General features: G+C 71.4%; 10 protein-coding genes. 6 read left to right on the top strand and 4 right to left on the bottom strand.

All coding sequences use genetic code 11. The annotated features are described in order from the left end of the window. A partial coding sequence (locus tag EF903_RS20830) for a DUF4157 domain-containing protein (protein ID WP_148142549.1) occupies nucleotides 1-663 on the bottom strand: 663 nt, incomplete at its 3' end. A gap of 201 nt (nucleotides 664-864) precedes the next feature. Between EF903_RS20830 and EF903_RS20825 the strand changes: the two genes are divergently transcribed. After that, nucleotides 865-1,737, top strand: coding sequence for an AraC family transcriptional regulator (locus EF903_RS20825; protein ID WP_125545374.1), 873 nt, complete (start codon nucleotides 865-867; stop codon nucleotides 1,735-1,737). A 9-nt stretch (nucleotides 1,738-1,746) separates the two neighbouring features. Here the strand turns inward: EF903_RS20825 and EF903_RS20820 are convergent, their stop codons facing one another. Continuing rightward, entirely contained in the window at nucleotides 1,747-2,238 is a 492-nt protein-coding gene (locus EF903_RS20820; RefSeq protein ID WP_125545372.1) for a hypothetical protein, read from the bottom strand. 159 nt (nucleotides 2,239-2,397) lie between these two features. Between EF903_RS20820 and EF903_RS20815 the strand changes: the two genes are divergently transcribed. Then, nucleotides 2,398-2,832, top strand: coding sequence for an SMI1/KNR4 family protein (locus EF903_RS20815; RefSeq protein WP_125545370.1), 435 nt, complete (start codon nucleotides 2,398-2,400; stop codon nucleotides 2,830-2,832). Nucleotides 2,833-3,008: 176 nt separating this feature from the next. Here EF903_RS20815 and EF903_RS20810 read toward each other — a convergent pair whose 3' ends face one another. Continuing rightward, nucleotides 3,009-3,443 carry an SMI1/KNR4 family protein gene (locus tag EF903_RS20810; RefSeq protein ID WP_185902741.1) on the bottom strand — a complete coding sequence of 145 codons (435 nt, stop codon included), beginning with the start codon at nucleotides 3,441-3,443 and terminating at the stop codon, nucleotides 3,009-3,011. A 193-nt stretch (nucleotides 3,444-3,636) separates the two neighbouring features. Beyond that, complete coding sequence (locus EF903_RS20805) at nucleotides 3,637-4,176, bottom strand: S1 RNA-binding domain-containing protein (RefSeq protein ID WP_260615689.1); 540 nt, start codon at nucleotides 4,174-4,176, stop codon at nucleotides 3,637-3,639. A 167-nt stretch (nucleotides 4,177-4,343) separates the two neighbouring features. Between EF903_RS20805 and EF903_RS20800 the strand changes: the two genes are divergently transcribed. From EF903_RS20800 to EF903_RS20780, 4 genes are all read left to right on the top strand, one after another. Further along, a complete protein-coding gene (locus EF903_RS20800) occupies nucleotides 4,344-4,778 on the top strand; it encodes an SseB family protein (protein ID WP_260615688.1) in 435 nt (144 codons plus the stop codon). Between the two features lie 181 nt (nucleotides 4,779-4,959). Beyond that, nucleotides 4,960-5,709: a transposase family protein gene (locus tag EF903_RS20790; protein ID WP_125545366.1), complete on the top strand. Its 750-nt coding sequence runs from the start codon at nucleotides 4,960-4,962 to the stop codon at nucleotides 5,707-5,709. Between the two features lie 59 nt (nucleotides 5,710-5,768). After that, nucleotides 5,769-6,290 carry a hypothetical protein gene (locus EF903_RS20785; protein WP_260615687.1) on the top strand — a complete coding sequence of 174 codons (522 nt, stop codon included), beginning with the start codon at nucleotides 5,769-5,771 and terminating at the stop codon, nucleotides 6,288-6,290. Next, a partial coding sequence (locus tag EF903_RS20780; RefSeq protein WP_125545362.1) for a putative T7SS-secreted protein occupies nucleotides 6,290-10,457 on the top strand: 4,168 nt, incomplete at its 3' end. The genes EF903_RS20785 and EF903_RS20780, both read left to right, overlap by 1 nt.

The following is a 10,457-nucleotide window of genomic DNA, read 5'->3' as shown; positions in this document are numbered from 1 at the left end:
GGGGTGGGCGTCGCGGGCCGGCGAGGGAACGGACGCCATCGCCCGCACCGCGTTGGCCTCCGCCTCGCGCTCGAAGCGGTCCCCCGGATCGCTGATGCTCAGGCCCGCCCCGTTGTCCGTACCGGCGACGGGGCCCCGGCGCTGCTGGATGACGTGCGTCAGCTCGTGCGCGAGGGTGTGCCGGTCCGCGCCGCCGTCCCCGATGACGACATGGCTCCCGCTGGTGTACGCGCGGGCGCCGATCTCGGCGGCGGACCGGCGGGCCGCGGAGTCGTCGTGGATGCGGACGTCCCCGAAGTCGGCGCCCAGACGGGCCTCCATGTCGGCGCGTAAGCCCGCCTCCAGCGGCCGGCCCGCCGACCGCAGCACGTCGTGGACCTCGGAGCGCTGCACCGCAGCAGCCGACTCCTCGGCGGCGTGCCCACAGCCCGCGCCGTGCCGGTGCGTCCCCGGGCCGGCGACGGACCGTTGCGCCTGCGCCTGCGCCCAGGCGTGCCCGGACTGGCGGAGCATCTGCACGACGGCGGCATTGCCGGCCGCCCGCTGGAGCGTCGCCAGGGCCGCGGCCCCCGCGGGCGGCGGCGCCGTACCGCGGGCCGGGGTCCGCGCCGGAGCGGAGCGCGCGATGCCGTCATGGCCGGGTGCGGGCGTAGGGGAGCGCATCGGATCCTCACGGACGGGCGGCGGACGGGCCCCTCCTGGATACGGGGGCCTGACCGCGCGGCGCCAGGTACCGCAGGGCAGGATCGGGAGTCCGATCGGGAAGCCCGTCACGCCCCACCCGACAGGAGCGGGCACAGGATGTCGGGCGCGGCAGGCTGGCCCCTCCCTAGCGTTGTGGTGGAAAGAGAAGGAGGGGCCGGGGTGCTGGAACGGCTGAACCAGGCCATGGGGTACATCGAGGACCACCTCGACCGGGAGATCGACGTATCCGAACTGGCACGGATCACGGCCACGTCGGAGTACCACTTCCGGCGGCTGTTCTCCTCGCTGGCGGGGATGCCGCTGTCGGAGTACGTCCGGCGCAGGCGGCTCACCGTCGCGGGGGCCGACGTACTGGCCGGGACGCCGTCCCTGCTGGAGATCGCCGTCCGCTGGGGCTACGCCTCCGGCGAGGCGTTCGCCCGGGCGTTCCGCGCCGTGCACGGCATCGGCCCCGGCGAGGCCCGGCGCGTCGGCGCGGCCCTGAACGCCCAGCCCCGGCTCTCCTTCCGCCTCACCGTCGAAGGGAGCAGCACCATGCGGTACCGCATCGTCGAGAAGGAAGCGTTCCGGATCGTGGGCAGGAAGGCCCGCGTCCCGCTGATCCACGAAGGGGCCAACCCGCACATCGCCGAGCACATCCGAAGCATCCCGCCGCAGACGCTGCAACGGATCGCGGCCCTGTCCGACCAGGACCCGCGGGGCGTGGTGTCGGCGACGGTCCGGGTGTCGGACGGCTTCGAGGAGGGCGCCGACCTGGACTACTACCACGCGGCGGTGACGTCGTCCGAGACGCCGCCCGAGGACCTGGACGTCCTGGAATGCCCTGCGGGCACGTGGGCGGTCTTCGAGAACACGGGCCCGTTCCCGCAGGCGCTCCAGCAGATGTGGGCGGACACGGCGGCCCACTGGATGCCGTCGAACCCGTACGAATACCGCCCGGGCCCGGAGATCCTCCACGTCACCCCGACGGAAGCGGACCCGACCCACGCGACGGCCCGCCTGTGGATCCCGGTGACCCGCACCGGGCGGTAGGCGGGTCCGTCAGCGCACGTCGGGAAGCGTGGCGGCCTCGCCGACGGCGGCGATGAGCTCAAGGGGGAACTCCCGGTCGGCTTGTCCGATGGTGAGCCCGAGCCACCGGCCGGTGGACGGCAGCCGCCAGGCGTGCAGGCTCCCGGCGAGGTTGCCCAGGGAGCCCAGCGGCTCGGGCGCCTCGACGCCCGGCTGGTCGGGGTCGCCGAAGCCGAGGCAGGGCCACAGGTCGACCACGGCCGGACCGCCCCACCGCGCCGCCAACACGGCAACCAGCGCGGCGAGGTCCGCCTCCAGCTCCTCCTCGGCCACCGTGACCGCCTCCACATCGGGGACGTCCCAGAAGTCCCGGCTCTGCCGAAGCACGGCGATCCGGTACCCGGGCCCGCCCCACCCGTGCGGCGTCTTGGCCTCGCTTTCCGGGAACGGCAGACCGATCAGGCCATCGATGATCGACAACTGCTCCTCGACGGAGCCTGCGGACCTGGTCTGAGAGGACATGGCCGGAGTCTAGGCCCGCCCAAGGACAGCACCCGCGCCGCCCGTCCACCCGCCGCCGCCAAACCGTCCCGCGCCCGCTCAGGCCACACGTCGCGAGACCGGGAAGAATGACCGCCCAAGCACCGCAAGCCCCGGACATCGATCGAGAGGGAAGAGGGAATGTGGCTTGAGATTGCGGGTGAGCACGACGGAGCGGAGGCGAGGCCGCCGGCACCCCCGGCCCGTCTTGACCGCCTGGAGGCGGCCTTGGGCCAGTATCCGCCGAAGCCTCTGCGAGACCTTCTCCTGGAGACTGACGGCGTTTCGGATGGACACGGCACCTGCGTCGTGTGGGGTGTAGACCAGATCGTCGAGGTGAATCTGGCGTTTCGCAGCGCCGCTTCGTTCCGGTCCCTCTACATGCCGTTCGAGCCGCTCATGTTCTTCGGCGAGAGCGGCGGCGGGGACCAGTTCGCCTTTGTGCGCTCCCCGGCCCGAGACGATGTCTTCGTCTGGGATCACGAAACCGACAGCCGGCTGTGGATCGCTCCGGGCCTGGAGTCTTTCCTTCGGAGCGCCCTCACCCACGCAGGCGAGGACTGGTATCGCCCATGACGTCCCTGCCATCGAATTCACTGTCCGCCCCGACCAGGGCGACCCCAGCAGGTTCGATCTCGGGGACATGCTCTGGCGTGGAAGTCTGGGAGAGGCCGGGGCGGCGGGGCATGTGCCCGATCACGGCATGAGAATCCACGTCCAGGTGGCTGACCTGATGGGGCTGCCTCGGCGGGCTACGAGTCTCCGGCCGGAAAGGACCGGTTCGGTCGGCCCCAGTCGGGCAGCAGGTCCCACGAGTCGTGCTGCAGCCACTCGGCGAAGGTGGCCGGTCGGCCGCCCGCCTCATGGTCGAGGGACAGGGGGACTATCAGGTCGTGGCTGGCCCTGCCGCCCCACCACATCGTCCCGGCCAGCGGGCCGGACAGCGCCAGGAGCGTGGCGTAGCCGCAGCCGTGCTCCTGGAGGACCACGGACCCGGCCGTCTTCCGATCCTGGAACTCCTCGTACTCCGCATGCCACGCGCTCCAGGCAGCAGCGGCCGTCGGCCCGTCACGGAAGGCCTCCCACTGGGGCTCCCGTGCATCCGACTCGGCCTCGGCCACCTCGGCCTCGGTCAGCGGCGGTGGCGGTGGCGGTGGCGGTGGCTGTGACGTGGGAGGCCGGTTCATGCGCCCACCCTGGGGAATGCCGGCGACCGAGCCTCCGACGGCCGCCGACGGGGGAGCCGGAGAACACCGGCCCGCTCCCGCAGGCGCTCCGGCAGATGCAGGCCGACGCGGCAGCCCCAACCAAGACGGAATCCGACCGGACCCACGCGAGGGCCTGCCTGCGGGATCCCTGTGACCCGCACAGCAAGCCGACTCAGGCACCGCCGGCGGCGGCCAGGATGACACGAGAGCGTTCCGGATCCACGGAGACGATCCGCACCGACACGTCCTGGCCTTCGCGGACGCCCTCCACGGAACCGCTCACCGGAACGAGCCCTTCGACACAGTCGGCGATGCGCACGAAGTACCCGATCGACGCGATCTTCGTGACGCGCCCGGCGACGGTCTGACCCACACGGTCCACGAACCGGACCGACAAATCCTGGTGCTCCGCCCACTCGCGAAGCGAGACGCGCACCTGGCAGTTGCTCTCTTCGTGCCAGACGACCGTGCCCGCGACACGCTGCCCCACGCCCGGCAGTTCCATGCACGGGGGCATCCTGACGATCTCGGCCAGTCCGACGTCTTCGGGCCGGCCGTCGATGGAGAGGAAGACCCCGAAGGGCCGCCTGCCGACGACTTCACCGGTGATCGGCGACCCGACGGGCAGCGCCCGAACCGTCTCCGGCCACACCTCGGCGGCACCGAACGCCCGGTAGCCGCCGTTCTCGGAAGGCCCGCAATACTCAGTCACGTGTTGATCATCACTTACAAGCCACCCCTGACGGATCGTACATCTGTCTGATTCTATGCGTGTCGGGAGAGCAAAACAGGGCGTACACCAGCGCATCATGCAGAATCACGTTCGGTTGCAAAGGGCTGCGGGGGGCGCGGCCCGGATGGTTGGTGGAAGGCTTCGGGGTGGGGTTCGACGAGGAATGGGGCGCGCTGCGCGCCCGGGCGGCAACACAGCCCGTTGCACCGGCTGTTGACGCGTACGAGGTGGCGCGGCTGGCGGCGCTGCAGCGCCTGGCGGAGTTCCGGGACGGCATCGTGCTGGTGCCGTCGGACGAGCACGGCGGTCCGTGGACGACGCGACTGGGCGATCTGGACTGGCTGTGCGCCTTCTCGGACGAGGAGGCTCTCTACCGGTTCGCGGTGGCGCGCGGCGAGGTGGACCGCGAGTGGCCGTACCGGCGCATCAGCGGCGCCCGGCTGCTGGACGAGATCCTGCCGGCGCTCGACTTTCCGTGCGGGGTGGCCCTGAACGCTGCCGGTCCGGACGGTGCGGTGTTCCCGCCGGTGCGCGGGATCGTTCCCGATGCGGCGGCGCTCGACGGGGGGCGTGCGGCATGAGCGGGGACGACAAGGACCTCGACGTCTCGAAGCAGGCCCTGGGGCAGATAGCCAAGGGCATCACTGAGCCTTTTCAGCGTTGCCACCGGACGGGTGACGAGGCCGGTGCCCGCAACGCACGAGGCTCCCGTGCCGTTGAGAGAGGTGTTCGACGTCTCAACTCATCAGTGCAGGAGCCTCGTTGGTTCCCTATCCTGCCGCACTCGACCTGCCTCACGCCCTGGTCGAGTGGGTAACCATGCTCATCGTCACTCGGGAGAGTGACCGCCGCTGCAAACTCCCGCCGCACCAGCGTGCTCTCGTCGCCCTCGTCTACCTCCGGCGGCACGACACGCTCGCGCAGATCGCCGCGGGCTTCGGCATATCCGTCGGCACCACCCACGCATACGTCACCGCCGTCGTCCGGCACCTGGCGGACAGGGCGCCAGGACTGCTGAAGGCGCTGAGGGAGACGGACCCCGACTATGTCCTCGTGGACGGCACCCTCGCCGAGTGCGACCGGGTCGGTGACGGACGGGCCGACTACTCCTCCAAGCACAAGCGGCACGGCGTGAACGTGCAGGTCGTCACCAACCCCGCCGGCAGGATCGTCTGGCTGTCGCCGGCGCTGCCGGGCCGGACCCACGACCTGACAGCCGCCCGCACCCACAAGATCATCCGGATCTGTGAGCGCCAGGGCGTCCCGATCCTCGCGGACATGGCCTACATCGGCGCAGGGGACTGGGTCACCACCGCGAAGCGCCGCCCGCCCAACGGCGAACTCACACCCACCGAGCGGACGGTCAACCGAGCCCTGTCCGCCGCCCGGGCACCCGTCGAACGCGGAGTCGCCCACCTGAAGTCCTGGCGGATCTTCCGACGCGCCCGCTGCAGCCCAACACGCCTCGCCATGATCGCTGCCGCCGTCCTCACCCTGGAGAGGCAACGCTGAAAAGGCTCACTGATGCGCTGTCCGAGCTGGGCGAGCTCGGCTCGGTCGGCGACGCGAGCATGGGCCGCGGCTTCTCCAAGCTGGCCCTGACCGGTGTACAGACGGGCCACGACGGCCTGACCGGCGCGATGAAGACCTTCTGCGAGCGCTGGGAGTGGGGGGTGCGCTCCCTCGTCCAGCAGGGCAACGCCTTCGCGGCGAACGTCGGCCTGTCGGCCGGCATGATCCACGAGCAGGACCAGTACCTCAAGGGCGCCTTCAAGATCATAATGAACGCCGGGATGGGCAACCCGTACGCCTCCGAGGACCAGATCACCAAGAAGAGCTGGGACGAGGTCCTGGCCGACAATCCCTACACGCAGATCCGCGACGCGGACTACAGCTCCGAGTCGCGTGCGCGCGCCGACCAGAACAGCAAAGAGGCGTGGAAGACCGCCATCCGTGACGCGAACAGCTCGGACATCCTGCTGTCCAACCAGCTGATGGACGCGGCCGGGCTGGACGACGAGCAGGACGCCTTCGTCGAGGGCATGGTCGGCCCGGCTCCCCGGCCGGCACCGCAGTCGGAGGGTGAGCGCTGATGGCGGACTGGCGCGACCTGGTCGACAAGGGCCTGGAGAAAGCGGAGCAGGGCTGGGACTCCGCCGTGAAGTCGGTCGGCGAGGGGGTCGACAGGGCCACCGAGGGCATCGGCGCCGCGCTCGAACACGTCGGAGCCCACGGCGCCGCCGACAAGGTAGAGGACTGGGGCGACCGCTTCGCCTCCGGCACGGGTGTCACCGTACGCGAGCAGAACCTCGGAGAGACGGAACAGGCCGACGAGCTCGTCCACGGCTCGCCGTCCGCGATCCGCGAGTCGGCGTCTCATCTGAAGGACTTCCAGGCGGCGTTCGAGAACGTCGGCGCGGGCATGCGCGCCCTGGACACCGGGCATTGGAAGGGCGCGGCGGCCGACGCGTTCCGCGAGAAGTTCGCGCTGCACCCCGGTGACTGGCTCCGCGCCGCATCCGCCTGTGAGTCCGCGGCTCAGGCCCTGAACGCCTACGCGGAGATCGTGGAGTGGGCGCAGGCCCAGGCACAGCTGGCCATCGAGGCGTACCGACAGGGCAAGAAGGCCACCGAGGATGCCAAGGCCGCCCACCGCAAGGCCCTCACGACGTATGAGACGGCGTCCGCCGCCGGCGGCGACGCCGGGCCGCGGCCGACCGATCCCGGCGACGTGGGCAAGGCGAGCCGCGACCGGGCCGAGGAGATCCTGAAGGCGGCCCGCAGCCAGCGCGACGACGTCGGCCGCATGGCGCAGAAAGCCTTCGACGCAGCGGTCGAACACGCCCCGGCGAAGCCGTCCGCCACGCAGCGGGCCCTGGCGAACACCCTCGACCACCAGGGCGCCCAGGGCGTCGAGGGGATCCACTTCCTCGGCGGCGCGATCAAGGGCGTGGCGGGGGCCGTCAGTCTCGGCCGGGAATTCCTGAACCCTCTCGACCCCTACAACCTGACCCACCCCGCCGAGCACTCCGAGCACGTCAACATGACGCTGGCGGGCCTCGTCTCCAGCGCTTCCCACCCCGAGCGCATACCCGGGCCGCTGATCGACTCCTTCCTGTCCGACCCGTCCGAGTTCGGCGGCCGCCTCTTCCCTGAGGTCCTCGCCGGCAAAGGAGCGGGCCTGACCCGCACCGCAGCCCGGCTCGCGGACGACCTGCCCAAGACCCCGAAGACGCCTCACGGCTCGAAGGGGCCGGAGACGCCGTCCGCAGCCGACGAGCTGCACCGGGACCCTCACGGGAACTCCCGCGAGTGTGGCGCGAAGACCTGCCGCGAGGACCCGGTCGACGTCGCCACAGGCCGGATGACCCTCCCGCAGACCGACCTCGTCCTGCCCGGTTCCCTGCCCCTGGTACTCACCCGCACCTTCGAGTCGTCGTACCGCCTGGGCCGCTGGTTCGGCCCCACCTGGGCCTGCACATTCGACCAGCGGCTGGAGTTCGACGACGAGGGCGTCGTCCTCGTCAGCGAGGACGGCAGCCTCCTCGGCTACCCGCACCCGGAGGCAGACGGCGCCCCCGTCCTCCCCCGCCTGGGCCGGCCCTGGCCGCTGGAGCGGCAGTCGGACGGCGGCTACACCGTCACCGACCCCGGGACGGGCCGGGTCCGCCACTTCACGGACGACGGTCTGCTGACGCAGCTCGACGACCGCAACGGCGCCTGGATCTCCTACACGTACGACGAAGCCGGCGCGCCCGCCGCCGTCTCCCACAGCGGCGGCTACGAGGTCCGCCTCACGACGGCGGACGGACGAATAACCGGCCTCGCGCTCGCCGACGGCACGCAGATCCTCCGCTACGGCTACACCGGCGGCCACCTCACCGAGGTCGTCAACTCCTCCGGCCGTCCCCTCCGCTTCGGCTACGACGACCTGGGCCGGATCACCTCCTGGACCGACACCAACGACCGCCACTTCGACTACGTCTACGACGACGAGCACCGTTGCATCGCCCAGTCGGGCACCAACGGCCACCTGAACGTCCGCTTCGCATACGAGCCGGGCCTCACCACCCTCACCGACTCCCTCGGCAACCGCACAAGGTTCCTCGTCAACGAGCGGGCGCAGATCACCGCGGAGATCGACCCGACAGGCGCCACCACCCGCTTCGAACACGACGGCCGCAACCGCCTGCTCGCACACACGGACCCGCTGGGCCGCACGACCCGCCTCGCCTACGACGAGGCCGGCCGCCTGACCACCGTGACCCGCCCGGACGGCCGCCGGTCCCGGGCCGAGTACAACGAGCTGGGCCTTCCCGTCCTGGTGGAGAGCCCGGACGGCAGGGCGGTCCGCCAAACGTACGACGCACACGGCAACCGCACCTCGGTGACGGACCCGTCCGGCGCCACGACACGCTTCACGTACGACATCCGCGGCCACCTCGCCTCGGTGACGGACGCCCTGGGCCACACCACCACGGTCCGCTGCGACCCGGCAGGCCGGGTCGCCTCGGCAACGGATCCGCTGGGCGGGACGACCGCCTACGCGCACGACGCGTTCGGCCGTCCGACCGCCATCACTGACCCGCTGGGCCACACCACGCACCTCACCTGGAGCGTTGAAGGCCGCCTGCTGCACCGGGTGAACGCCGACGGCACGGAGGAGTCCTGGACCTACGACGGCGAGGGCAACTGCCTGACCCACACGGACCCGGTCGGGGGCGTCACGGTCTCCGAGTACGGCGACTTCGACCTCCTCACCGCCCGCACCGGCCCCGACGGCACCCGCCACACCTTCGACCACGACACCCAGCTCCGGCTCACCGCCGTCACCAACCCCCAGGGCCTGACCTGGAACTACACGTACGACCCGGCCGGCCGCCTGGCCTCGGAGACGGACTTCGACGGTCGCACCCTCACGTACGCGTACGACGCGTCGGGCCTGCTCACCTCCCGCACCAACGCCCTCGGCGAGACGACCACGTACGCCCACAACGCACTCGGCCAGACGGTCCGCCAGGGGGCAGGAGACCGAGCCACCACGTACGAGTACGACGCGTTCGACCTGCTGGCGAAGGCTTCCTCTCCCGAAGCCACGGTCACCTGGCACCGTGACGAGACGGGGCGACTCCTCTCGGAGACGGTGAACGGCCGCACCCTCTCGTACGGCTACGACGCCCTTGGCCGCCGCACCACCCGCACCACACCCACAGGCACCGAAGCCCACTGGACGTACGACCCGGCGGGCCGCCGCACCTCCCTCACCACCGCGGGCCGCACCCTGACCTTCGAGCGGGACGCAGCGGGCCAAGAACTGACCCGCACCCTGGGCGGGTCCCTCACCCTCACCCACGAGTACGACGCCCTGGGCCGCCGCACCGCCCAGTCGGTGATCGGCCGGGGCGGGCGCACCCTCCAACGCCGCGGGTACAGCTACCGCGCCGACGGCTACCTGACGGGCATCGACGACTCCGTCACCGGCCTGCGCACCTTCACCCTGGACGCGGCCGCCCGCGTCACGGCCGTGGACGCGGCCTCCTGGTCGGAGCGGTACGCCTACGACAGCGCGGGCAACCAGACCAGCGCCTCCTGGCCGACCGGCCACGCGGGCGAGGAAGCGCAAGGCACACGCACGTACACGGGCACCCGCATCACCCGCGCGGGGTCGATCCGCTACGAGCACGACGCCCTGGGCCGCGTCACCCTCCGCCGGAAGACCCGCCTCTCGCGCAAGCCGGACACCTGGCGCTACGAGTGGAACGCGCAGGACCAGCTGGTCGGCGTCACCACCCCGGACGGCACCCGCTGGCGCTACCTCTACGACCCCCTGGGCCGCCGCACGGCGAAGCAGCGCTTGTCGGACACCGGGTCGGTCGTCGAGGAAACCCTGTTCACGTGGGACGGCAGCACCCTCTGCGAGGAGACGAACGGCCAGGTCACCCTGACGTGGACCCACCAGGGCCTGCACCCGGTCACGCAGACGGAACACCTCGACCAGTCCGAGGTCGACGACCGCTTCTTCGCGATCGTCACGGACCTGGTCGGCACCCCCACGCACCTCCTCGCGGAGGACGGCACCACGGCGTGGCACACCCGCAGCACCCTGTGGGGCACCACAACCTGGAACCGCGACGCAACGGCCTACACCCCGCTCCGCTTCCCGGGCCAGTACTACGACCCGGAATCCGGCCTCCACCACAACTACTTCCGCACATACGACCCGGAAACGGCCCGCTACCTCACCCCGGACCCCCTGGGCC

Origin of the sequence: Streptomyces sp. WAC05292, assembly GCF_003949955.1 — a bacterium.
Lineage (GTDB): Bacteria > Actinomycetota > Actinomycetes > Streptomycetales > Streptomycetaceae > Streptomyces > Streptomyces globosus.
The sequence above is the reverse complement of the archived record's forward strand: the minus strand, read 5'-3'. Positions and strand labels throughout refer to the sequence as shown.

Bases quoted from the DNA above. Each gene is read 5' to 3' on its own strand.
- EF903_RS20820 (WP_125545372.1), bottom strand. From the start codon at position 2,238: ATGTCCTCTCAGACCAGGTCCGCAGGCTCCGTCGAGGAGCAGTTGTCG.
- EF903_RS20785 (WP_260615687.1), top strand. From the start codon at position 5,769: ATGGGCCGCGGCTTCTCCAAGCTGGCCCTGACCGGTGTACAGACGGGC.
- EF903_RS20810 (WP_185902741.1), bottom strand. From the start codon at position 3,443: ATGAACCGGCCTCCCACGTCACAGCCACCGCCACCGCCACCGCCACCG.
- EF903_RS20815 (WP_125545370.1), top strand. From the start codon at position 2,398: ATGTGGCTTGAGATTGCGGGTGAGCACGACGGAGCGGAGGCGAGGCCG.